Source organism: Campylobacter sp. 2018MI34 (assembly GCF_016598975.1).
GTDB lineage: Bacteria > Campylobacterota > Campylobacteria > Campylobacterales > Campylobacteraceae > Campylobacter_D.
This window is the reverse complement of sequence record NZ_JAENKS010000010.1, coordinates 13,678-39,098: the sequence shown is the minus strand read 5'-3', so window position 1 is coordinate 39,098 and position 25,421 is coordinate 13,678. Positions and strand designations below refer to the sequence as shown.

Below are 25,421 nucleotides of genomic sequence, written 5' to 3'. Positions count from 1 at the left end.
AATGAAACAATTAATTTTAATTTTTTTATGTATTTTTTTATTTAATGCTTGTAGCACAAAAAGACAATATTTTAAACCAGAACACATTGATAAAGGACTCAACAAAAGCGAAAGTTTAAACTCAACAATTATTGATTGGAATATTTTTGCAGCTAAACTTAAAAATAATCAAGTAATTTTTAAAAACCAAGGTCTTATTAAAAATTTTAAACTTGAAAAGAATTATATGTTATTAAATATTCAAGATGATGAATTTTTTATTGCTGATAATAATGGAAATTTAAAAATTTACAATAACGAAAATCAAGAAATTTATTCTTATCAATTTGATGCAAGTGTTGTAAGCATAGCATCAAATGGAGATGATATGGCTTTGGTATTAGCCAATAATTCTATTGTTCTTTTAAATAGAACACTAGGAATTAAATTTTCCCAAAAACTAAGCCCATCTATAGCACAAGATAATAGAATCGCTGCTCCTATATTTTTAGATAATATCATTGTTTATCCAACTTTAGATGGAAGAATTATTATCATCTCAAAAAATGATTATAGAATTTTAAAAGATGTAGTTATTTCTGCTGAAGATTTTTTTAATAATATCATCTATCTTAATGTTATAGACGATAAACTCATTGCTGCAAGTGCAAAGAAAGTTATAGTTGTAACCCAAAATCAAACATTTTATTTATACGCAGATATTAAAGATATTGTTGCAAACCATAACAATATCTTTATATTTGATAAAGATGGAAACATTATTAAAACAGATTTAAATCTTAACAAAATAACAGAAAAAAAACTTGAATTTGCTATCTTTACAAAAGTAAATATTTATGATGATTATTTGTATATATTTGAAAAAACTGGATATTTAATTAAAAGTGATTTAAATTTAGATAATATGGAAATTTATGAATTGGGCAATGCTGTTGATAAAATGTCATTTATGAATAATGAAGCATTTTATTATGATAATAAAATTTTAAAATTTAAATAGTTTTTTAACTTAAAAATTTCTAAAATTTGCAACTAGATTTACAAAGGATTATAAATTTATGATTTTATGTGATATTGGAAATTCTAATGCAAATTTTTTAGATAATAATAAATATTTCTCTCTTAATATTAAACAATTTTTAGAATTTAAAACAGAACACAAAATTTTTTATATTAATGTCAATGAACAAATAAAAGAACATCTTAAATCTTCGCCACACTTTATAGATCTTGAACCTTACTTCTCTTTTGATACTATATATCAAGGTTTAGGGGTCGATAGGATTTCTGCTTGTTATACTATAACAGATGGGGTAGTAGTTGATGCAGGGAGTGCAATAAGTGTTGATATTGTTTCAAATTCTATTCACTTGGGTGGTTTTATTTTGCCAGGGATTGCTAACTTTCGCAAAATCTTTTCGCATATTTCTCCAAGATTAAAATGCGAATTAAATACTCAAGTAAGTTTTGATGCTTTTCCACAAAAAACAATGGATGCCTTAAGTTATGGCGTATTCAAAGGGATTTATTTGCTTATCAAAGATGTTGCCAAAAATAAAAAAATTTATTTTACCGGCGGAGATGGGCAATTTCTTGCTAATTTTTTTGAATTTTCAATCTATGATAAACTTTTAATTTTTAGAGGAATGAAAAAAGTACTTCAAGAAAATCCTAGCTTATTATCTAGTTAATGTTACAAAAATACTCTCTTAATAATATATTATTATTTTATTTAATTTATTTATAAAATAAATTAAATTAAACTTTTACTAAACTTATCCAAAAAAACAAGGAAGAAAGTGAATCAGGAATTTGACGTATTAATTATTGGAGCTGGGATCTCTGGTGCAGCATTATTTCATCAAATTGCAAAATATACAAATATTAAAAATATTGCTTTAGTAGAAAAATATAATGTACCAGCTAGTTTAAATAGCAAAAGCACAAGTAATTCTCAAACTATACATTGTGGCGATATTGAAACAAATTACACTTTGGAAAAGGCAAAAAAAGTAAAAATTAGTGCTGATATGATTATAAAATATGGTCTATTGCAAAATGCACAAAATAAATTTATGTTTTCTCATCAAAAAATGGTTCTAGGTGTAGGAGATACTGAATGTGACTTTATAAAAAAACGCTATGAAGAATTTAAAGAACTTTATCCTTATATTAAGCTATTTGATAAAGATAAAATAAAAAAAATCGAACCAAAAGTTGCTTTAGGACCTGATGGAGTTAATACAAGAAAAGAAAATATCTTAGCCATTGGGGTTGAAAAAGATGAAATTTTCACAACTGTTGATTTTGAAAAAATGAGCTACAGCCTCATTGAGCAAGCTCAAAAACAAAATAAAAATACTGCTGTGATTTTTAATCAAGAAATTGTCCATATAGAAAAAAAAGATGATATCTTTATTGCAAGAAGTTCTGATTTTAAAGAATATAGAGCTAAATTTGTAGTTGTAAATGCAGGAGCTCATTCTTTATATCTAGCACATAAAATGAATTTAGGTCTTGATAAATCTTGTTGGCCAGTCGCTGGAAGTTTTTATTTGACAAAAAAAAGACTTTTAAACGGAAAAGTTTATACCGTTCAAAACCCAAAACTTCCTTTTGCAGCACTTCACGGGGATCCAGATTTAATGGCAGATATGAATACACGTTTTGGACCAACCGCTCTTGTTATACCAAAATTGGAACGTTATAAAGGTTTAAAATCTGTTCCTGAATTTTTTGAAGCTTTAAAGTTAGATAAAACTGTTTTAAAAGTATGTATAAAAATGTTAAAAGATCCAACAATTCGTAATTATATATTTTATAATTATCTTTTTGAAATCCCTTTTATTAATAAAAAAGTATTTGCTAAAGATATAAGAAAAATTATCCCTTCACTTAAAACTGATGATATTTTTTATGCTAAAGGTTTTGGTGGAATTCGTCCGCAAGTCGTTGATAAAAATAAAGAAGAACTTATGTTAGGAGAGTCAAGTATTAATGATATACCAGGTATAATTTTTAATATGACTCCAAGCCCAGGTGCAACAAGTTGCTTATACAATGCTCAAAGAGATATAAAAATAATATGTGAGTATTTAGGAACATATCTTGATGAAGATAAATTAAATTCGGAATTATTAAATTAAAAGGATATCTATGATAAAAAAAACAAAAATTGTTGCAACGATAGGTCCAGCAAGCGAAGATGAAAATACTTTACGCCAAATGATTATTAAAGGAGTCAATGTTTTTAGACTAAATTTTTCACACGGCAACCATGAATATCACAAAAAAAATTTAATAACAATTAGAAAAGTTAGTCAAGAACTTAATATAAGAGTTGGAATTCTTCAAGATATTAGTGGACCCAAAATTAGAACTAAAGAATTAAAAGAGGCTTTCAATCTTAAAAAAGATGATAGACTTGATTTTTATAAAGAAGAAATTCTTGGAGAAAAAATTAATGATAAACATTATAAAATTAGTATAAATCACCCAGAAATTCTTGATATGTTAAAAATTGATGATTATATTTATCTTTATGATGGAAGTATTCGAGTTAAAGTCTCTTGCATTGAAAAAAATTATATACAAACTATAGTTGAAAATGATGGATTTTTAAATTCAAATAAAGGAATTAATTTTCCAAATACTAAAATAAATATTGATGTTATTACACGCAAAGACAAAGAGGATTTATTTTGGGGCATAGAAAATGAAGTGGATTTTTTAGCCATTTCTTTTGTTCAAAATGCTCACGATATTAAAGAAGTAAAGAAAATTTTAAAAGATAACAACTCAAAAATAGCTATTTTTGCTAAAATAGAAAAATTTGATGCTGTAGAAAATATAGATGAAATTATAGATTCAAGCGATGGAATTATGGTAGCTAGAGGAGATCTTGGGATAGAGGTTCCTTATTATAAAGTTCCAAATATACAAAAAAGAATCATTCAAAAAGCCAATAATGCAAGTAAACCTGTAATTACAGCAACACAAATGCTTTTTTCTCTTGCTAAAAGCAAAACGGCTACAAGAGCTGAAATTTCAGATGTTGCTAATGCAGTTTTAGATGGAACAGACGCTGTCATGCTAAGTGAAGAAAGTGCTGTAGGAATAGATCCTGTTAATGCTGTTGATATTATGAGTAAAACTATTATAGAAATAGAAAAAACTTATCCCTATAATAAATTTAACACTTTTGATTATAAGGATGACACAGATAAAATAATGCAATCAAGTGCCCATTTAGCAAAAGATTTAAAAGTAGATGCTATATTTGCATTAACTAGTAGCGGAAAATCAGCAATTAAAATGGCAAGATATAGACCAAATATGCCAATTATTGCTATAGCTCATTCTGAAAAAACTTTAAATTTTTTAAGTATTGTATGGGGAGTTCATCCTGCTATTTTAGTTAATAAAAGTGAAAATCTTAATACCTTATTAAAAGATTCCATACGATCAAGTGTTCAAAAAGGTTTTATAGATAAAAGTAAATGTTATATATTAACTGCAGGTTTTCCAACTGGAGTAGAAGGATCAAGCAATCTTATCCGCATACTTAAAGAAGAACAAATAACTCATTATCTTGATTGATAAAATCAAGATTTTAATTTTTATAAGAAATATAAGCTAATTCTTGTAAAGAATAATTTGCTTTTTTAATATAAGAAAATCCTTGTTCTTTTAAAAATTCTAATAGAATTTTTTCCATAACTTGAGTGCTTTTGATTATTTCATCTGAAATCTTAAAACTCATCTGCTCTATCCTTTTTGGAACGCAGGCTAAAATTTTAGTTTCAGGTAAATCCCCTAAAAGTTCCATATATTGCAAAGTTTGAAGCATTTCAACTTCGTGAGCACTTCCGCTCCATTTAATTTTATTGGGCATAGCATCATAAGGGAAAAAAAATACTTCTCCGATATTTGAATCATCAGCTTCAATACAATCAAGAATAATTACTTTATCATATTTGGCAATAATATAACTCAATTGCAAAGCCAAAGTTCCTCCATCAATAAAATCTAAAATATATTCTTTTGGATGGAAAAACTCATAATTTTTTTCAAGTAGTTTGCAAAGATGAACGCCTAAGCCTTCATCTGCAAACATAATATTGCCAATACCTAAAATAAGAAATTTCAATGTTTTTCTTTTACAAATTTATATCCACTAACGATAGCATCCATAGCACCATCTTTGCCTTTTATTGCATTGAAAATTGCCATATAAATATGCACTGGAACAAAAATTATAATCACCCACATTAAAATTCTATGATAAGTCCTTACATCAGCTAAACCACCCATTGCAGCTTCAAGCGGTCTTAATATATTATATAAAATTCCACCTAAACCCTCGTGATAAGTATGAGTATAAAGAATAAGTCCAGTTAAAATAATACCTAATATTACAAGATAAAACAAAAAATAAGTCACAAATTGCAAAGGATTATAAACTCCTTGTAAATGGGGATGTTTTCCTAAAAAAATATAAAATTTTATTTGTTCTATCCATAACTTAATATTAAAAATATCCCATATACTTTTACGTTCTTTAGCACTTACCTTATCGCAAAAAAATAAATATATTTTAAAAATAATACAAGCGATCAAAATAAAGCCTACTGCTTGATGCACTAAGCGATATTTTGCTTGCATAAAATTAATAGGCTCACCATTGCTAATAGGACTTTGAAATACATAAGATAAATAATACCCTGTTCCTACTAAAATCACAATAGCAATAGCACGAATCCAATGTGTTAAACGTAAGCCTATACTAAATTCATATTCTGCTTTTCGAAGTTTATCATCTTTAAAATTTTGATTAAACATAAAAGCCTCCTATAAATTTACATTGACTTTATATTCACTTAAATTATTACCTTTTGTATCCATAACATGAACAGCACAAGCAATACAAGGATCATAAGAATGAATTTTTCTAATAATTTCAAGTGGCTGCTTTACATCAGCAATTTTTAAGCCTATTAAACATTGTTCATAGCTTCCACCTACTCCTTTGGCATCTTTTGGACTTGCATTCCAAGTTGATGGAACTACCGCTTGCCAATTTTCAATTACTCCATTTTTAATACGACACCAATGACTTAATGCTCCACGAGGTACATGTCCCATATAATGACCTTTATATTCTTTAGAATTATCAATTACATATGGAGCACAAGTACTTTGATCTATCTTTAAATTTTCTACTAAATTATCAAAAGCTCTTAAAGCATTATTTGCTACTATTTTTGCTTCTAAACAACGAGCTGCTGTTCTTCCAAGCGTACTAAATATAGCATTTAAAGGAAGTCCTGTTTCTTTTAAAAATTCATCTACAACAGGAATAACATTTTTATTGCCTTTAGCATAATTAATTACAATATTTGCTAAAGGTCCTACTTGCATAGGTTCTCCATCATATCTTGGTGCTTTAATCCAGCTATATTTACCTTTAGTATCAAATACTTTAGAAGATACCTTATTTCCTTTGTGATCTATGCTTTCACCATCTATTAGACCTGTATAATTTGGATTAGTTTTTCCATCATAAGGATGTAAAGCTTCATTATCTGCGTACCAAGAGTGAGTTGCTTCTTCTGTAATCTTATCCTCATCAACTTCATAAACCTTGCTTAAATCACCATTTTTAATAATACCACTTTCAAAAAGCCATTCATTTCTTCCAAGTTGAAATTCTTTAAAAGTATAAAGATTTGAAACACCTACATCATTTAAGACACTTGCTTCATTTGCATAAGCCTTAGCTGCCATAACAAGATCAGGATAATAAGCACGATTAACAAAATCTGCAACTTCTTGAAATTTACTCATATATTCACCCATTCTAGAAGGAGATAATAAATCCATTACACAAGTTACTCCCCCTACGGTTAAACTTTGAGGATGCGGATTTTTAGCACCAAAAATAGCCATACACTGAGCAATTGTTCTTTGTATTCTTAAGCACTCAAGATAATGAGAAAGCACTATAAGATTTTGTTCCGGGCTTAGACGATAAGTTGGATGTCCATAATAAGCATTAGCAAAAGGACCTAAATTTCCTTTATCAACAAAAGTTTTAAGTCTTTGTTGTACTTCTAAAAGTTTATCTGCTCCTGTTGCATAAGGATTAGAAGTATAATCAAATGCAATATCACTAGCTTTTTTTACATCAGCACTTAAAGCACTTACAACATCAGCCCAATCAAGACCATGAAGTTGATAAAAATGAACTATATGATCATGTAAAAATAAAGCAGCATTCATTAAAGTTCTAGTAAGCAAAGCATTAAGCGGAGGAGTAATCCCTAAAGCATTTTCAACAGCAACAATTCCTGCCTTATAATGAGAAAAGGTGCAAACTCCACAAATTCTTTGGGTCATAAAACCAGCATCTCTTGGATCACGTCCTTTAACAATAACCTCAATACCGCGCCATAAGGTTGAACCCGCATAAGCTTCTTTTACTATATTGTTTTCATCAACAACAACCTCAACTCTTAAATGTCCTTCAATTCTTGTAATTGGATCTACAATAATTTTTTGATTCATTATTATTCCTTGTCTTTTTGTGCAGAAGATATAATAGCGTGTGCCGCAATTGCAACACCTGTAAGAGTAAGAACCCCTATACCAATTTTATCAGAAACACTATCAGCACCTAAACCAAATACTGTATCAAATTTGCGACTTGCCATAGGTTCTTCAAATGGCCCCATAGTATCCCAAAAATCAGGCTCTGAACAACCTATACAACCATGTCCAGCTTGAATAGGCCATGAAGTATGTTGATTAAACCTTTCTCTTGAGCAATTATTAAAAGTATAAGGTCCTTTGCAACCTACTTTATAAAGACAATAACCATTTTTAGCACCCTCATCTCCAAAAGAATGGACAAATTCACCTGCATCAAAATGCCCTCTTCTTTCGCAAAGGTCGTGAATTCTTAAACCATAAGCCCATTTTGGTCTATTATAAACATCTAAAGATGGAAGTTCTCCAAAAAGTATATAATGTAAAACATTTCCTACAATATTTTTTTCACTAGGAGGGCAACCAGGGATATTAATAACAGTTTTATTTGTTATTTTCGATAAAGCTTTAGAATTACTTGGATTTGGTCTTGCTGCTTGAATTCCTCCAAAGGATGAGCATGTTCCTATAGCAAAAATAGCTAAAGCATTTTCACTTGCTTCTTTTGCTATTTCAAATCCACTCTTTCCTTTTGGGCCTATAGTTAAAAAATACTCTGTGTCTCCGGAAGGAATACCCCCTTCTACCATTAAAATATATTTATTTTTATATTTAACAATAGCATTTTCTAAATTCTCTTCAGCTTGCCAACCTGCTGCTGCCATAATAGTTTCATGATACTCTAAAGAAATATAATCAAAAATCAAACTATCAATAGTTGGTGTATCCGTTCTTAATAAACTCTCTGAACAACCTGTACATTCTGCCATATGCAACCATATAACAGGAAGTCTATCAGCCAATTCAGCAGCACGAGCTACTACAGGAGTAAAGCTTGCTGGTAGCGCCAAAAAAGCTGTCATAGCTGCTGCCCATTTCATAAAATCTCTTCTAGTAAAACCTGATTTTTCTAAAGCATTTACTATAGAATCATTAGTTTTTAAAGAAGGGAGTTTTTCAAGCATTTTTAAACGGAAATCAATTTTTTTATAATCAATCATCCTTATTCCTTGCATGGTAAATTTATTTTATTATGAATGTATAATAAAATAAAGAAATTTAAATTAAAGTTAAATTTTGATTTATTATTTATAATATTTTGTAAATTAAATACTAATTTTATAATAAACCTTTTTTTAGTTTTCTAATCAAAAATCTTGCAGGATGTATATCAGAAACAAATTTTTTAAAAAAACCTAAAGGCTCTTTATTGATTAGATAACAAATATACCTAGCAGCTAAAATGCTTGTTCCAAAAGCTCTTGATCCATGTGCAAAATTTAAATAAAGATTAGGAATATTCTTTCCAAAATTTTGTTCTTTGTTTTTAGTCCATAATAAATTTTTATAATTTATTTTATAAAACTGCTCATCATAAGCAGCTCCTACTATACAAAACCTATCACTTGAATAAGATCTAAAACCTACTTTTGAACCAATAATAGCAATGTTTTTATCTTTTAAAAATTCGCTGACTTTTTCTATATTTTCTTTATCATCTAAATCTTTAGGAGTTAAGCTATCATCTAAGCGATCATAACTTGCTCCAATTACTTGTATATCATTTTTTATAGGACAAATATAACCTTTTGAAGACAAAGAATATTTAATATCTAAAACAGGTTTTAAATGAGTAACCTGACCTCTAACTTTGCTTAAATTCATCCCATCATAATTTATAAAATCTTTAGCATCTGAGCCTAAAGCATAAATTAAAATTCCAAAACCATCTTTCTTTTCAGCTTCTTTAAATTGAAGTGAAAAAAGATCATTAGCATATTCATAACTTATAAATTGATGATTAAAGAAAATTTTAGCATTGCTTTTTGCAAACAGTGTTTTTACAATTTCTTTAGGGTCTATAACGCCACCATCTTCTAAAAAAGCTTGATTATCTTTTATAGCAAATAAAGGGTTATTTTTTTGACTTAAAAATCTTTGCTTCATTAAATCATTATGAGCAAATTCAAATACCCCATCAAAAGATAAATTAAGAATTTGTCTATAAAAACGACTTGCTTCAATAAAAGATTCTTGGGAAAATTCTCCTAAAGAAACATTAGGTTTTAAGATTAAAGAGCTTAAAATTCCACTTTCATTGCCACTTGCGCCACAACCTAAAGAAGAATGTTTTTCAAAAATGCTAATATCAAATCCTCTTAAACTAAGCTCATAAGCAAGCAATGCAGCGCAAATGCCTGATCCTATAATTGCAACTTTTTTATTTTTTGCTTTTTGATCTATTTTGGCAAAATAAGCTTCTTTATCTTTAACTAAATATCCTTTAAAAAAAGCTCTAAGCATTTCTCTTTTTTTAAAACCAGCAACTTTTTTTGTTTCAAAGCCAAATTTTTCAAGGTTTTTTCTTAAAAAGCTTGAAGCAGAAAAAGTGCAAACTTGAGCCTTAAAATTTGATAATCTTGTCATATTAAATACAAGCTTTTCATCAAACATTTCTTTATTTTTATTAGGAGAAAAACCATCTAAATACCAAACATCTGCTTTAAACTCAAGATCGTTTAAAACATTAATATCACTAAAAACAAGATCTAAAAAACAATCTTTAAAATAAAAACGATAATACCCTTTTTTACATTTTGGATAAAATTTCAAAAATTCTTCTAAATACTCTTTAAATTCATCATAAAATCCTAATTTTTTATAAATTTCTCTTAAAAATTCTTTTTCTATATAAAAACCTTCTATGCTAATATAAAAAAGTTTTTTAGGTCTTTTTGTGGATTTTAAAAATCTTTTTAAAGTAAGAAAAAAATTTAAGCCTATACCAAAACCTAATTCAGCAATTACAAAATTATCTTCTTGTGTAAATTCAAAAGCTTCACTATAGATATATTTACTTTCGTTTAAGCCATCTTTAGAATTAAAATAAAAATCATCAAAATCTAAAGAAAAAGGAGTATTATCTTTAAAAATAATATTAGCTTTTTTCATATTCTTTAACGATTGTTATAAAAATAACTTTCCACTCCATCTACTATTCCCTTAGCTAAAGTATCTTGAAAATTTTTATTTGCTATTCTTTTACCTTCATTTGGATGAGTAATATAGCCTATTTCAATTAAAATTGCTGGCATTTGCGCCCCAACTAAAACCCAAAAAGGAGCCTCTCTTACCCCACCATCAACAACTTTATATTTTTTTCTTACTTGAGAAAGAATATTTTTTTGAACATCAATAGCAAATTTATTTGACGCTATAATTTTTTCACGATTTAAAAAATTTAAGATACTTTGTTTTGAAAAATAATTAATTTCTTCAAAATCTCCCTGATTTTCTTTTTCAGCAGCTTTTTTACTTCTTTCACTTCTTGCTGGACTTAAAAAGAAAGTTTCAACCCCTTCAGCACTTTTAGCTTTTTTAGCATTAGGAGCTGCATTTGCATGGATTGATATAAATAAATCAGCTTTTTTATCATTAGCAAATTTAGTTCTATCTCTTAGATTGATAAATTTATCTGTACTTCTAGTATAAAGAACCTTATAACCCTTTTTTTTAAGTTCATTGCCAAGCTTTAAAGCTGTATCTAATACTATATTTTTTTCTTTTAAAGTGCCTGCTTTATCACTTAAAGCACCACTATCTTTTCCTCCGTGTCCTGCATCAATTACTATAAGTTTTTTAGATCTAAAATTTGAATTTAAAGCACTCTTATTAGAATTAATTTTTGTAGTATTTTTTGAATCTTGAAAAGCTATCATTAAAGTTTTATCACTTACATCTTGTGTAAATTGAAATTCTTTTGGTCCGCTTAAAACTATACGAATAGTTTTAGGATTATATTGTGCTACTGTAATTGTATTTTGTTTAAAGCTAAAACTTTTGCGCGATCCTTCTAAAACACCTTTAAAACTTATAATATGTCTAAAAATATTTTGTTCTTTTGAGCTAAAAGAATTAATTTCTTTCTCATCAACATCTTTACTTAAATTTAAAACTACTCCATTTAAAACTTTATCCACATCTAAAACATAAAGTGTTTCTTCTTTTTGATTTTTTTTCTCATTTATATTTTGAATTTGTTTTTTTTCCGTAGTCCGAGATTTTACTTCTTGTTTGCTTATTTTTTTATCTATAATATTTTCTTGTTTACTTTTTTCTTGAATAGAATTTTTCTTTTTTTCTTGCTCCTTTTGTGTTGCTAAAATACTTATTTTATTCTCATCAAGCTTAAAATTAATAGGAAATCTCTCTTTAGCATAAACAACAATACGCGTTGTTTTAGGATTATATTGAGAAATTACTATACTATAATCATTAAAATCATATTTTTTTCTTCCACCTTCTAAAATAGCTCCAAAATCAATAATATAACGAAAATTATTTTTTTCATCTAAAATAAAATTTTTAATATCTTCCTTTTTTAAATTTGAATTAAGACTTAATTCAACACCTTGATCATTCTTTTTTGAAGATAAAATATAAATTTTATCCTTTTTAATATCACTTTGAGAATTAGTATCTTGTTTATTTTGATTGATATTTTTTGTTAAATTTTTATCTATTATTTTTTTATCTTGATCTTCAATCTCATTTTGCTTAATTTGCTTTGGTTTAGCCTGTTCTTCTTTATTTTTTTTATTTAAAGAATTTGATGCTTGAATAATTTGAGTATCATTTTTAGAACTTACCTTTGTTGATGTTTTAGATTTTTCATCTTTAAGTTTTATAATGACTTCTCTTAAAGCATTAATAACATTTTGTTTCACTCCGCTTTCTTCTAATTCATTAGCATAAGACTTATCATCTAAATTTAGAGCATTAGAACTAATGATTAAACGTTTTAAAACTTCTATTTTAGATTTTTCATCATCTTGTATTACGCTTTGTATATAAAGACTTTTAAGCTGGTGATGAAATTTAACTTGTTCTTGATTGTTTGCATTAATAAAATTTTTATCAAAATTTGATAATTCGTTTTCAAAAGCACCAAAACAAAAATTAACAAAAATAAAAAATAATACTAAAATTTTAGGCATTATTCCCCATTAACAAGTTTATCTATAAGCTCTTTAACACTTATTAATTTTTCTAAACGATAGCCATTAGCTCCTGTAAAAAACAATCCCGTTTCTTTTTTTCCATAATAAGCATCAAAAAGCCTATCAGCAATACAATACCCTACTTTTGTAGCTTCCTTACCTCTTTCACAAGGAGAAACACAATTGCTTACGCAATTAATTTTTGGTCCCATTCTTTTTTCAACCAAATCAAGCAAATTAGTTTGAATTCCTCTTGCTGGATATCCTACAGGAGATTTTATAAGTTTAATATCATCTTCTTTGCATTCAAGTAAAACTTTTTTAAATTCATCACTTGCATCACATTCAAAGGTCCCAATAAACCTTGTCCCCATTTGAACCCCACTTGCCCCTAAAGAAAGCATTTTTTCAATATCATTTTTATCCCAAATTCCACCAGCAGCTATAACAGGAAAAGAACCCCAATTTTTTACTTCTTCTAATACAGGAGTAATTAAATTTTCAAGTTTATAAGCAGGATTTAAACATTGCTCGTAAGTAAAACCTTGATGTCCTCCACTTTTTGGTCCTTCTAAAATAACAGCATCTGGCAAACGATTATAACGCCCAAGCCATCTTTTACAAATAATCCTTAAAGCCTTAGCAGATGAAATAATAGGAACAAGGGCTACATCTGGAAAATCTGCAGTAAATTCTGGTAAATTTGTAGGAAGACCTGCTCCTGAAATAATAACATTAAAACCGACTTCACAAGCATCACGCACAATTCTAGCATAATCATTGCTAGCATAAAGTATATTACACCCTAAAGGTGCATCTTTACAAATTTTTCTAGCATTATCAATTAATGCTTGCAAGCCTTTACGTGAATAAAAATTTTCACTTCCATAAGGTCTTGAATTAAATTCCTTGCTTACATATTGCAAATTCCCATAATATCCTGTTCCAACGGATGAAATAATTCCAAGTCCCCCATTTAAAGATACTGCAGAAGCCAGCCTATCCCAGCTTATACCAAGCCCCATACCACCTTGCAATATAGGGTATTTTATAGTATGTTTTCCTATTTTTAAAGGTTTAAAACTCATTGAACTACCTTTAACTTCGCAAATTTTCTTTTACCAATTTGTATAATATATTCACCCTTATAAAGTTGCATTTGTTCTTCTTTGGTTTTATTGCCATTAATACTTACAGAATTAGCTAATATACTTCTTCTTGCTGAAGAAGTTGAATTTTCTAAGCCACAAAATACCAAAGCCTTGGCAAGCCAAATACTTTCTCCTTTAAACTCAAATTCTTCAATTTCACTTGGCAAAGCATTAAAACTATGAATTTTATCAAATTCTATCTTTGCATTATTTGCTTGTTCTTTAGAATGAAAACGTTCCACTATTTCTAAAGCCAAATTTTCTTTAGCTACTTTAGGATGAAGTTTATTATTTTTAATATTTTCTTTTATGGTATCAAGTTCAGCTAAACTTTTTTGACTTAAAAGCTCATAGTATCTAAACATAAGTTCATCACTAATACTTAAAATTTTAGCATACATATCATTAGCTTTTTCTGTAACACCTATATAATTATTTAAACTTTTACTCATTTTATTAACGCCATCTAAGCCTTCTAAAAGAGGCATCATTATAATAGCTTGTTCTTTATTTGTATTATAAATTCTTTGCAATGTTCTTCCCATTAAAAGATTAAATTTTTGATCCGTTCCACCCATTTCTATATCACTTTTAAGTACAACACTATCATAACCTTGAAGCAAAGGATATAAAAACTCACAAATACTAATAGGACTTTGCTCTTTAAAGCGTTTGGTAAAATCATCTCTTTCTAGCATTCTAGCTACACTAAAAGTTGAAGTAAGTTCAACCAATCCACTTGCTCCGAGTTCATTTAGCCAAACAGAATTAAATTGAATCTGAGTCTTATCTTTATCTAAAATTTTAAAAACTTGATCTTCATAAGTTTTTGCATTTTTTAAAACTTGTTCTTTATCCAGTTTTTTTCTAGTAGCATTTTTACCACTTGGATCGCCAATTTGCCCCGTAAAATCACCAATTAAAAACTGCACTATAGCTCCATGTTTTTGTAAAAAAGCCATTTTATTTAAAACTACACTATGACCTAAATGCAAATCAGGAGCAGTTGGATCAAAACCTGCTTTGATAAAAAAATTTTCGCCTTTTTCATAATAATTTTTAATTAAATTTTCTATTTTTTCTTCATCAATAATCTCAGCACATCCTCTTTTGATCTCGGCTAAAATATTTACTATATCCATTTTTATCCTTTACTATATACACCAACTTTCTTTATATGCATCATTTAAAGATACAAAATCTAAAATTTTACAATGAGTTTTTAATCTATCTTTTATAAGCTCAGGATTAATATCATCTAAAAATTCTATTATAATTTCAAAATAATCTACAATAGAACTTTTCTCATTAAATAAATTAATTTTTAATAAATTTATTTGCATTTTAGCAAGTAAAGCCAAAAATTCAGCTAAAGCACCTTTTTTATTCTCCAAAGAAAAGAGAAGTTTATAACTTTTTGGAATTTTAGCATCCCATTTTATAAAAACCATATCTTTATTTTCTTCAAGCATCTTATCAGCTCTTTCACAAAATTTATGATGAACCATAGCATTTCCAGAATGAACAAAAGCCATTATAGAGTCTCCATATTTTGGATGGCAACAATAGTCAAATTCTATATTTGAAATTTTATGATTTGAATAAAGAATAAAATTCCCTATCTTTTGCTCTTTAATCTCGTATTTATCAAACCAATAAGATTTTTTTGCATATTTTTTAAGCCCATTAACAATATCTTGCAAATATACTTTATCATTAGAAGCTTGTCTTATCCTTCTTTTTAGATTCTCTTTTTCAATCCAATTTTCAATCTGATTTTTAGAAGTTCCAAAAATAAAACATAAAATATTAATTACATTAATAAGATTAATTTCTCTTGATTTTTGTTTACAAAATTCCCTTATACTAGCTTTTGCTTTTCCAGTTTTTACACTATCTATCCAAGAACAACGATAAAATTTTTCATCACTTGTTATGATATGAACAATATCCCCATTCTTAAGTTCTGTTAAAAGCGGAACCTTGATTCGATTTACATAAGCACTTTTTGCGTGAAGTCCTATTTTAGTATGTATTTCATAAGCAAAATCAAGAGCAGTTGCTCCACGTGGTAAAGTAAAAATTTCTCCTTTAGGAGAATAAACGGCTATATCTTCAACATATAAGCTATCTTTAGCATATTCATAAAGCTCTATTGCACTATAATCTTGCGAATTTAAAACTTCATTTGAAGAAAGATCATTTATCCAATCAAGTTTAGGCACAGCTACATTTCCCTCTTTATATCTCCAATGAGCTGCTATTCCATATTCTGCAATTTTATGCATATCAAAAGTTCTAATTTGTGCTTCAATAATATTTTTTGTATCAAACAAAGTTGTATGCAATGTTTGATATCCATTTTGTTTTGGCAAAGCTATATAATCTTTAAAACGAGAAATTAAAGGATTAAAATGTGTATGTAAAATCCCCAAAGCAAGATAACAATCACTTACTTTTTCTACTAAAATTCTAACACCTAATAAATCCAAAACTTCCTCAATACCTATACCTTTTCTTTGCATCTTAAGATATATAGAATAACTATGTTTAATGCGTTTTTGAATTTCAAAACTTCCCTGTCTAAAACCATTGTTTAAAAATAAAAGTTCTATTTTAGAAATAAATTCATTAAGACCAAGTTGCATATGTTGATTATTAGAATTAATATAGCGATTAATTTGATTATATTCATCTGGCATTAAATATTTAAAGCTTAAATCTTCAAGATGATTTTTAATACTTGAAATTCCAAGTCTATGAGCAATAGGAGCATAAACAACTAATGTTTCTTCGCTAATTCTTTTTTGCTTTTCACTTCTTAAAGCATCTAGAGTAAGCATATTGTGAAGTCTATCACAAAGCTTTACAACCAAGACTCCAACATCTTCAATTCCTGCTAAAAGCATATTTCTAAATGTCAAAGCTGATTTAGTTAAATTTTGTTTAGATTTTGAACTAATAAGATTATCTTCTCTAATCTCAATAATTTTAGTAAGCCCTAAAACAAGTTTTAAAACCTCAGAACCAAATTTTTCTTCTAATTCTTCTTCTGTGCAGTAAGTATCCTCAATCACATCGTGAAGTAAAGCAGCAATTACACAAGACTTATTATCACTTAAAAAAGCTACCAAAGCAGCTACCAAAATAGGATGTACAGCATAAGGTTCCCCACTTTTTCGTACTTGCCCTTTATGATAAGTGATACAACAATTTACTGCTTTTTCCAATATAGAATCAGGTTTAAAAATAGCACAAAGAAGCTGTTTTGCTTCTTCAAGATTTTTACAATTTTTAACTTGTTCTATTAGTTTTTCAAGTAGTAATTCTTCATCAATTAACTTCAACTAAACCCTCTAAGGTAATTTTATCATTTGCAATTTCATATAAAGCAATATCTGTTAATTTTACTTTATTTTTATCAAGTTCAACTAAACAAGTAGCACCATTAGCTAATTGTTCCGCTCTTTTTGCAACAACTAAAGATAGTCTATAACGATCATTATTCATCTTTTTTAAAGCTTTGGCAGTAATTTCTTCAATCCTTAACATTTTTATCCTTTAATTTTTTACTATAGAACAAAGACTAGTATCGCCTTGTATTATTTTTAACAAATTTCCCTCTTTAAACATATTGCACACTACAATAGGTAAAGCATTATCTTTTGCTAAAGCAATTGCAGTATCATCCATTACTTTTATATTATCCTGCATTGCTTCATCATAATTTAGAGTATTTAAAAATTTTGCATCTTCGAATTTATTTGGATCTTTATCATAAATTCCATCAACTTTAGTAGCTTTAATAACCATATGAGCATCAATTTCAACAGCTCTTAAAATAGCAGTTGTATCGGTAGTAAAATAAGGGTTTCCAGTTCCTGCAGCAAAAATTACAACACGACCTTTTTCTAAATGTCTTTGAGCTCTTCTCATGATATAAGTTTCACAAAAAGCTTCCATTTGTATAGCACTTTGAACTCTAACATCAAGTCCATAGCTTTCTAACGCTTCTTGAATTGCAATAGCATTAATAACCGTTGCAAGCATTCCCATATGATCAGCGCTTGTTCTTTTAATAAGACCACCTTTTGATGCAGAAACACCTCTTATTATATTGCCTCCACCTATAACAATACCAACTTCAATTTGATTTTGAATTAAAGTTTTAATTTCTGCAGCAATGAATTTTAAAATAGAATTTTCAATTCCAAAGCCATTTTCCCCAGCCAAAGCTTCTCCTGAAAATTTTACTAAAACTCTTTTTTTATCTTGATGCATTTTTCCTCCTTAAACTTATAAAATTATATTTTAACTTCTATTAAAATTAGCTAATTTAAACTAATAAGCTCTAACGGATTAATATGGAAATTTTCTTGAGTAACTTCAAAAGTTAAATCATTTTTAATTCTCCCAACAACCGAACCCTTTTTAACATTTTTTCCTACTTTGATTGTTGGCGCTATTTTGTCTAAATGTGCATAAATAGTATGAATACCATTACTATGTTCTATAATAACAACCCTTTGAAGCATAGAAGTATCCTTAGCAAATACAACTTTGCCATCTAAAACACTTCGAACCGTTGCATCACTTTTTGTACTTCTTAATATAACGTTTTCATTAAAAATTTTTATATTATATATAGGATCTAAATAATTACCAAACTTTTGTTTTACAGTAAAAGAGTCTAAAGGAGCTATAGTTTTTTTTCCAGTATATTTTTTAATATTGCCACCTTGATAACTTGAGCCAAGTTGTCTGATAGCTTGCTGATTATTATTTGAAGGTTTTAACTTATTATCATTTGCTTCTTCTTGTTTTTTACTTTGGATAATTTTTAATTGATTTAAAGTTTTTCTTAATTCTTCTTGTTGAGCTTGCAAATCATCTAATTTTTTAGCATAAATACTTCTATCTGTTTTTTGTTTGTTAATTTCATTAAGTTGATTTTGTTTTAGAAGTTGTAATTTAGTAATTTGTTCATTATAATCTTTAAGACTAAGATTAATTTTTTGAATTTGAGCTTGCTTATCATCAATAAGACGTGTTACATCTTCATAATCTTTTGAAAGTTTAAAGATCTCTTCACCTAAAACTTTATCAAGTCCTCCTAAAACTTCAAAAGCCATAAAGCTTTCTTGGCTCTCTATATAACCTTGTGGAATAGGTAAATCATAGGCAAAATCTTTAGCCATTAAAACTATAAGTTTATTTTCCATTAAAGCTTTACTTTTAAGCAATTCTTTGTTTTGAGAAGTTAAAGTTTGAAGCTCTTGATTTTGTGTTTTAGCATTAGCTTCTAATTTATTTGTTTGCAAACTTAAGGTTTGAATTTGATTATTTAGTTCTTTTAATTTTTTTTCCCCATTTAAAATATCATTTGCTAAATCTTCTAATTTTTTATTAAGTTGTTCTTGAATTCTTTTATTGCTTTCTAAATTTTTAGTTTTTTCTGAAATTTCATTAGCAAATAAACTTAAAAAACAAAAAAAAAGAAAAAAGATTTTTTTCATTTTTTAACCTTAAACATTACAGAATTAACACAAATTAAGCAAATTAACAAAGTAAAAATAAAAATTCCACTTAAATGTAAAATAAAATTAATTTTAGGCAAAATAAGATCAATAGAATTTAGACTTTCTTGTATGAATGAAAAATTATAAATTTGTGTAAAAAATATAAGCAAAATTAAATATGCAATTAAACAATCAATTAAAACAATTTTATAAAGCATAAAAGATCTAAACCAAAATGGCGCACCAAATAAACACATAATCTCAACTCTTTGTGTATGCTCATAAAGCCATATTCTCATTTGTTTTAAAAATAACACAAATGAAAGCAAGATAATAATACACATAAAAAACCAAAATATCACTTTAATAAAAACAAGCAAAGAATATATTTTATCGTGGGTCTTTGAAAAAGTTTCAACCTTATTAATTCCAGGTATTGTTAAAAGATTGGTCTTAATTTGCGCTAATTCCTCTTGAGTTGGAAGATAATCAAGCTTAAGGGTATAAAATTTTGGCAAAGAAGCTCTTAAAGTTTTTAAATTTTTATCTGAAATATCATTTTTAAGTCTCTCAATAAGTTTTTTAGGATCTAAAGCTTCTACTGATATCACAGATGTAATTTTGGTTTTAATCAAATTCTGACTTAATTCATTTGAACTAGTTACTATAATATTGTATTCTTTGTTTAAAACTTGTTCATAATGTTTTAAAGTAGCATTAGTTAACAAAATAAACTCAAAAGCAAACATCATAAAAAGTAAAGGTAATATTAAAGATAAGTGTGTTTTAAAAAATTTCATTCATTTTTCCATTTTCTATATTAAATCTTCTGTAATTAAGCCTTAAATTACTTGGGATTCTATGTGTAACAACTACTACACAAGTTCCTAAAAGCTCTCTAGCTGATTTTAAAAGAGTCCAAATAATATCAGATGAATACTCGTCCAAATTTCCAGTTGGCTCATCACAAAGCAAAAGCTTAGGATTATGAGCCAACGCTCTTGCCATAGCAACACGTTGCTGTTCGCCTCCTGAAAGTTGATCTGGTTTTTTATCTGCTTTAAAAGTCAAATTTACATGCTTTAAAAGTTTAGTTGCTTGTTCTTGACATATTTTTTTACTATAACCTTTTATCATAAGAGGAAGCATAACATTTTTTTCAACACTAAATTCTTTAATTAAGCGATAATCTTGAAAAATAATACCTATTTTTTGTCTTAATTTTAAAAGTTCTAAATTTCCTATTTTTTTCATACTACTTCCGCAAATTTCAAGCTGACCTGAAAGCAAATCTAAATCTCCATAAAATGATTTTAAAAGCGTACTTTTACCACTTCCACTTTTACCTGTAATAAAAACAAAGTCATCATCTTTAAAAGCAAAACTTGCTTCTTTAATCACTAACTCATCATAACCCAAAGATAATTTTTGTGCTTTTATAAGGTCAGACATTAATTTTCCTTAAAAATAAAAAATTCGAATAAAACATTTTGCTTTATTTTCACTTAAAATTCAAGAAAATAATTTATTTTTTATGATAAATTATTTTTTTAAATTCTTCTATGGCTTTTAAATTCTCTAAAGTTTTAAAAGGAGTTTTAAATACAAAATAACACTCATCTCCTAAAAAAATATAAGTATGTTCTGGTTTATTAAAAGCTCCAAAGGCTATTTTTACAACCAAACCATTTAAAGTAGAATAAAAATTTTCAATATGAAGAAAAAAATCTTTATATTTAAATGTTTTATTTTTAAAAACATTTAAAGAATTTAATTGTTCTTTGGAAAAATAGATTGATTTTAAATCAAAATCTATAATATTTTTTTCTTGTTCACAAAAATTAAGATCACAAACAATCAAATCATAAATATCTTTATTTTGTTTTTTCCACCTGTCTTCATATTTACTTGAAATTTTTAAATCTTCATTCTTTTTTATAGTAAATTTTGGATTTATAAATTCCAAAAAAATATTTAAACTATATTTAAAATACTCATAACTATCCGTCCTAAGTTCAAATGTCCCTTTGCTTTTAAGCACTCTAGCACATTCTTTAGAAAATGCCTCGCTCATTACTCTACGATGTAGTTTTTTATCCCAAGGAACAGGAAAATGTAAAAAAATCCTATCAATGCTTTGTTTTTGTAAAACACTTAATAATAATCTTGCATCACTTTGTATCAATAAAATATTATTTATTTCTTGACTTAAAGCAAGTTTAGCAACCTGCTCTATAGCTGGGATATATATTTCTATACCTAAAATCAAAACATCTTGATGGGTTTTAGCTTGATAAAGCAAATGTCTTCCTGAGCCAAAACCTATTTCTATATAAATTTTCTTATAATTTTGTAATTTTTCAAAAACTTCATTAAAATCATATGCTATTAAAGGAATTTTTTTATCTAAAGCATTTTTTTTAAAAGCAAAAGATTCGCTCACAATATCATTGCAAAAATTTTCTTTAAAACATAATAAAGCCTTTTGTACATACGTTATTTTAGATGGTTTAGAATGCTTGTCAGCTTTAATGATAAAATTTTTATCATCTTGTTTGATTTGTAAAAAAAAACTTTCTTCTTCTACTTTTGTAAAAATTAAAATAATATTTTTATTATGTGCTTTCCATAAAAATTCTACTCCATTGCTACAAAAAGGCAACGTTAATTCTTTAATTGTTTTAGTTTTAAAATTTGGCATTATTGAGCTGCTTTTACTTTTTTAGAAGGTTCAGACTCTAAACCTTGATTATCAATAGAAATAACTTCATAAGTATATTCTACCCCTGGTAAAGCTTTAATATCTCTAAGTTTTTTTTCTTTAAGACCTTTAAAAATAGCAGTACTACCACCACCATATCTTTTTACCATATATTCAACTGCTCTATTATCATTATCTATCCATTCAACCTCAATTGCACCATCTTTAATTTGCGCAAGTATAATACTTGGAGCCAAAGGGTCTCCTAAAGTTTTTCCCTCTATAGCATTTTTTGGCATAGGACTTTCAAGTCCATCTTTATCTACTATAGTTACTTTATAATACTTACTTTTGTTTTTTCCATTTACTATATCTTCATAATTATTATCTTGAGTTTTTGCAAGCAAAGTATAAGGCAAGAAGCTTGAACTTGTAGAATAAATCTTATAATAAGAAAAATCTTTATAATCACTTTTATCCCAATTTAATAAAATTTTATTTACCTGATCAAAACTTGCATTTAGGGAAGTAACCTCTGGCGGTAAAGCCTTTGAATTTGAATTTAAAATATTGCTTGGCTCACTTTTTACACCATCAAAGCTTAATGCAAAAATTCTATAAGTAAAATTTTCATTTGGCTTTAAATTATCATCTATATATTCTGCATTTAAACGATTTTTAACTTCTGCTATTTTTTTAAACTCTCCTTCTCCTTCTTTCATTCTTTCGATAATATAAGAATTTACACGCAAATCAGGATGAGGACGCCAAATAAGCTTAATACGATTTGGCAAATTTGTAATAGCCTCAGCAAAAGGAATTTTTTCAAGACGTGGCATAGTATAAACTTCTATTACTTTACCTTCTTCTGAAATATGACCTTGATCATTAAAACTTCTTAAGCTATAGAAATATTTAGTATTTGGATCTAATTTTGTATCAACAAAATGTGTTTGAAATTTATCTTTAATTGTAGCAACAATTTTAAAATTTGGTTCACTATCGCTGGCACGATAAAGATAAAATCCAGCTATATTTTGATCATATAAAGGATCCCACTCAAAACCTATACTACTCATTTCACTAATACTTTTTAAATTTTCTATTTTTGGTAGAGATTCGTTAATTAAAACTTCTTTTGCTTTTACAATATCAAACAAAAGAATTAAACAAAGAAAATAAAGTTTGAGCTGAAATTTTTTCATCTAATTCTCCTAAAGTGTATTTTTTCAATAAATTATTTTTAAAATCATCCATCAAAGGAGCGTTAATAAATAACATTTTCTTTGTTCTTGGATGAATAAAATATAAAATATAAGCATGAAGCATAACCCTTAAGTCATCTTTTCCTTTATATCCATATAAACAATCTCCTAAAATATAACGATTTAAACTTGCTAAATGTGCTCTTATTTGGTGTGTTCTCCCTGTAAAAAGCTTCGCTCCAATTAAGCAAAATTCATCATTGATCATTAAATTAACAAAAGCGCTTTTTGCATTTTTTGCACCTGCCAAATCTTCATTTATAGCTATTTTCTTAATTGGATTGCTAGGAGATCTTATTAAAAATTTCTCTATTATTATTTTATCTTGTTTTAAAGGTAAATTAATTAATGCAAGATAAATTCTACCCATAGATTTATCTTTTAATTGATCGCTTAAAATTTTATGAGAGTAATTATTTTTTGCAACAATTATCGCTCCACTTGTTTGTTTATCTAATCTATGTACAAGACCTGCTCTAAGCTCACCTCCTAAATTTGAAAGAGTATAATTTTTTTGCATAAGCCAATCAACCAAAGTAGCTTCTTTAACACTTTTTGCCCCATGGACGACTAAATAAGGAGGTTTATTTAATACTATTACATCATCATCTTCATATAAAATATCTATATCAAAATCTATCTCATATTTAAGTTTCTTTTCTTGTAAAATTACTTCTTTAATATCAACTATATCCCCTATTTTTAGCTTGAAAGAATTTTTAGTTTGAATTTTTTGATTAACTAAAACATAACCATTTTTAATGAGTAAAGCTACTTGATTACGACTTTGTTCTAAGCTTTTACTTAGAAAAATATCCAAACGAGTATCATTGCTTACTAAAAAATTTTGCATTATTTTTTTAAAACCCTTTGTAAAATTAAAGAATTTTAACATATAATTCAATATATTAAAATTATAAGGCTAATTTTGTTTAAACTAGATAGACGTATTTTAACACATTTTGACTATATTCAACCTATTTTAATTTTGCCTATTATACTAATATCATTTTTTCTTGTATTTGAAGCAAATACTTTTTTAGCTGAAAAACAATTTATTTATACTTGTGTAGGATTTTTAGCTTTTAGCTTTTTTTTTCTTTTGCCACTTAGAAAGCTAATATGGCTTATACCTGTATTTTATTGGCTTAATATCGCTTTGCTTTTGAGCGTAGATATTTTTGGAGTTGAAAAACTTGGAGCCAAAAGATGGCTTGAAATTCCCTTTACACATTTTACTATTCAACCTTCTGAAATATTTAAACCTTTTTTTATTTTAATGCTTGCTTATCTTATCCACCAAAATCCTCCATCAAGAAATGGCTACAATGTCAAGCAATTTTTAAAACTAAGCTTTTATATACTTTTACCTTTTTTGCTTATTACCAAAGAACCGGATTTAGGAACTGCTACAATATTACTTATAGTTGGTTTTGGAATACTTTTTATCATTGGAGTAAATTATAAAATTTGGCTTAGTATTTTTTTAGCATTGTCTTTAAGTTCTCCTTTGATTTATACTCATTTTTTAAAACCGTATCAAAAACAAAGAATTCACGATTTCTTATCGGAAAAACCGAGTTATCAAGTTGTTCAATCAATGATAGCTATAGGCAATGGAGGATTAACTGGAAAAACTTATGAAGAAGCTACTCAAACTCATTTTAAATTCTTGCCTATTTCTACGAGTGATTTTATATTTGCATATATGATAGAAAGATTTGGATTTTTAGGAGGTCTTGTCTTAATCATACTTTATATTTTACTTATACTTCATCTTTTAAGCTTAAATTATAAACTTAAAGAAGATTATTTTGCTAGAGTGGCCATTAATGCTGTAGCACTTTTTATTTTTATCTATGCGGCGGTTAATATTTCTATGACTATAGGTTTTGCTCCCGTAGTTGGAGTTCCTTTACCATTTTTTAGCCACGGTGGAAGCTCTTTCACAACCTTTATGGTTTTTTTTGGAATTTTGCAACATTTAATTACTTTTAGATTTTTTTGGACACAAAAAATCAAAAAATAAAATATTTTTAAGAAATTTTAATTATAATTACAACTTCATTTTTAATAAA

Annotated in this window: 22 protein-coding genes; 5 read left to right on the top strand and 17 right to left on the bottom strand. The window is 27.3% G+C overall.

Annotated features, from left to right (window positions below):
• The first annotated feature begins 1 nt into the window (after position 1).
• The 4 genes from JG676_RS04145 to pyk all read left to right on the top strand — a co-directional run bounded on the left by JG676_RS04145 (position 2) and on the right by pyk (position 4,599).
• Positions 2 to 1,000 (top strand): hypothetical protein, encoded by a 999-nt coding sequence (locus JG676_RS04145; protein WP_200217393.1) that lies wholly within the window; start codon positions 2 to 4, stop codon positions 998 to 1,000.
• Positions 1,001 to 1,058: 58 nt separating this feature from the next.
• Complete coding sequence (locus JG676_RS04140; RefSeq protein WP_200217392.1) at positions 1,059 to 1,691, top strand: type III pantothenate kinase; 633 nt, start codon at positions 1,059 to 1,061, stop codon at positions 1,689 to 1,691.
• 108 nt (positions 1,692 to 1,799) lie between these two features.
• Positions 1,800 to 3,146 (top strand): FAD-dependent oxidoreductase, encoded by a 1,347-nt coding sequence (locus tag JG676_RS04135; RefSeq protein ID WP_200217391.1) that lies wholly within the window; start codon positions 1,800 to 1,802, stop codon positions 3,144 to 3,146.
• A gap of 10 nt (positions 3,147 to 3,156) precedes the next feature.
• Complete coding sequence (pyk, locus tag JG676_RS04130; protein WP_200170099.1) at positions 3,157 to 4,599, top strand: pyruvate kinase; 1,443 nt, start codon at positions 3,157 to 3,159, stop codon at positions 4,597 to 4,599.
• Positions 4,600 to 4,612: 13 nt separating this feature from the next.
• Here pyk and JG676_RS04125 read toward each other — a convergent pair whose 3' ends face one another.
• From JG676_RS04125 to JG676_RS04045, 17 genes are all read right to left on the bottom strand, one after another.
• A complete protein-coding gene (locus JG676_RS04125) occupies positions 4,613 to 5,149 on the bottom strand; it encodes a HyaD/HybD family hydrogenase maturation endopeptidase (RefSeq protein WP_200217390.1) in 537 nt (178 codons plus the stop codon).
• Positions 5,146 to 5,841 carry a Ni/Fe-hydrogenase, b-type cytochrome subunit gene (gene cybH / locus JG676_RS04120; protein ID WP_200170101.1) on the bottom strand — a complete coding sequence of 232 codons (696 nt, stop codon included), beginning with the start codon at positions 5,839 to 5,841 and terminating at the stop codon, positions 5,146 to 5,148. Before cybH ends, JG676_RS04125 begins: the two co-directional genes overlap by 4 nt.
• Before the next feature lie 9 nt (positions 5,842 to 5,850).
• Entirely contained in the window at positions 5,851 to 7,566 is a 1,716-nt protein-coding gene (locus tag JG676_RS04115) for a nickel-dependent hydrogenase large subunit (RefSeq protein WP_200217389.1), read from the bottom strand.
• 2 nt (positions 7,567 to 7,568) lie between these two features.
• Positions 7,569 to 8,708 carry a hydrogenase small subunit gene (locus tag JG676_RS04110; RefSeq protein WP_200170103.1) on the bottom strand — a complete coding sequence of 380 codons (1,140 nt, stop codon included), beginning with the start codon at positions 8,706 to 8,708 and terminating at the stop codon, positions 7,569 to 7,571.
• A 118-nt stretch (positions 8,709 to 8,826) separates the two neighbouring features.
• On the bottom strand, positions 8,827 to 10,659 hold the full coding sequence (gene mnmC / locus JG676_RS04105) for a bifunctional tRNA (5-methylaminomethyl-2-thiouridine)(34)-methyltransferase MnmD/FAD-dependent 5-carboxymethylaminomethyl-2-thiouridine(34) oxidoreductase MnmC (protein ID WP_200217388.1): 1,833 nt from the start codon (positions 10,657 to 10,659) through the stop codon (positions 8,827 to 8,829).
• A gap of 5 nt (positions 10,660 to 10,664) precedes the next feature.
• Positions 10,665 to 12,704: an N-acetylmuramoyl-L-alanine amidase gene (locus JG676_RS04100; RefSeq protein ID WP_200217387.1), complete on the bottom strand. Its 2,040-nt coding sequence runs from the start codon at positions 12,702 to 12,704 to the stop codon at positions 10,665 to 10,667.
• Complete coding sequence (locus JG676_RS04095) at positions 12,704 to 13,795, bottom strand: nitronate monooxygenase (RefSeq protein ID WP_200170106.1); 1,092 nt, start codon at positions 13,793 to 13,795, stop codon at positions 12,704 to 12,706. The genes JG676_RS04100 and JG676_RS04095 overlap by 1 nt, the downstream gene beginning before the upstream one ends.
• Positions 13,792 to 15,000, bottom strand: coding sequence for a tyrosine--tRNA ligase (gene tyrS, locus JG676_RS04090; protein WP_200217386.1), 1,209 nt, complete (start codon positions 14,998 to 15,000; stop codon positions 13,792 to 13,794). Before tyrS ends, JG676_RS04095 begins: the two co-directional genes overlap by 4 nt.
• A gap of 12 nt (positions 15,001 to 15,012) precedes the next feature.
• Entirely contained in the window at positions 15,013 to 17,205 is a 2,193-nt protein-coding gene (locus tag JG676_RS04085; protein WP_200217385.1) for a bifunctional (p)ppGpp synthetase/guanosine-3',5'-bis(diphosphate) 3'-pyrophosphohydrolase, read from the bottom strand.
• Positions 17,192 to 17,410 carry a DNA-directed RNA polymerase subunit omega gene (locus JG676_RS04080; protein ID WP_200170109.1) on the bottom strand — a complete coding sequence of 73 codons (219 nt, stop codon included), beginning with the start codon at positions 17,408 to 17,410 and terminating at the stop codon, positions 17,192 to 17,194. Before JG676_RS04080 ends, JG676_RS04085 begins: the two co-directional genes overlap by 14 nt.
• Before the next feature lie 9 nt (positions 17,411 to 17,419).
• Complete coding sequence (gene pyrH / locus JG676_RS04075) at positions 17,420 to 18,139, bottom strand: UMP kinase (RefSeq protein ID WP_200170110.1); 720 nt, start codon at positions 18,137 to 18,139, stop codon at positions 17,420 to 17,422.
• A gap of 50 nt (positions 18,140 to 18,189) precedes the next feature.
• Complete coding sequence (locus tag JG676_RS04070) at positions 18,190 to 19,374, bottom strand: murein hydrolase activator EnvC (RefSeq protein WP_200217384.1); 1,185 nt, start codon at positions 19,372 to 19,374, stop codon at positions 18,190 to 18,192.
• Positions 19,371 to 20,177 carry an ABC transporter permease gene (locus tag JG676_RS04065; RefSeq protein ID WP_200170112.1) on the bottom strand — a complete coding sequence of 269 codons (807 nt, stop codon included), beginning with the start codon at positions 20,175 to 20,177 and terminating at the stop codon, positions 19,371 to 19,373. Before JG676_RS04065 ends, JG676_RS04070 begins: the two co-directional genes overlap by 4 nt.
• On the bottom strand, positions 20,164 to 20,829 hold the full coding sequence (locus JG676_RS04060; RefSeq protein ID WP_200170113.1) for a cell division ATP-binding protein FtsE: 666 nt from the start codon (positions 20,827 to 20,829) through the stop codon (positions 20,164 to 20,166). Before JG676_RS04060 ends, JG676_RS04065 begins: the two co-directional genes overlap by 14 nt.
• Positions 20,830 to 20,902: 73 nt before the next feature.
• The gene (gene trmB / locus JG676_RS04055) at positions 20,903 to 22,078 is read right to left on the bottom strand and encodes a tRNA (guanosine(46)-N7)-methyltransferase TrmB (RefSeq protein ID WP_200217383.1); all 1,176 of its coding nucleotides are present in this window, start codon (positions 22,076 to 22,078) and stop codon (positions 20,903 to 20,905) included.
• The gene (locus JG676_RS04050; RefSeq protein ID WP_200217382.1) at positions 22,078 to 23,283 is read right to left on the bottom strand and encodes a fibronectin type III domain-containing protein; all 1,206 of its coding nucleotides are present in this window, start codon (positions 23,281 to 23,283) and stop codon (positions 22,078 to 22,080) included. Before JG676_RS04050 ends, trmB begins: the two co-directional genes overlap by 1 nt.
• A complete protein-coding gene (locus JG676_RS04045; RefSeq protein WP_200217381.1) occupies positions 23,231 to 24,196 on the bottom strand; it encodes an RluA family pseudouridine synthase in 966 nt (321 codons plus the stop codon). Before JG676_RS04045 ends, JG676_RS04050 begins: the two co-directional genes overlap by 53 nt.
• A 75-nt stretch (positions 24,197 to 24,271) precedes the next feature.
• On the opposite strand from JG676_RS04045, the gene JG676_RS04040 reads away from it, so the two are divergent.
• Positions 24,272 to 25,372 (top strand): FtsW/RodA/SpoVE family cell cycle protein, encoded by a 1,101-nt coding sequence (locus tag JG676_RS04040; RefSeq protein ID WP_200170117.1) that lies wholly within the window; start codon positions 24,272 to 24,274, stop codon positions 25,370 to 25,372.
• Positions 25,373 to 25,421 lie beyond the last annotated feature (49 nt).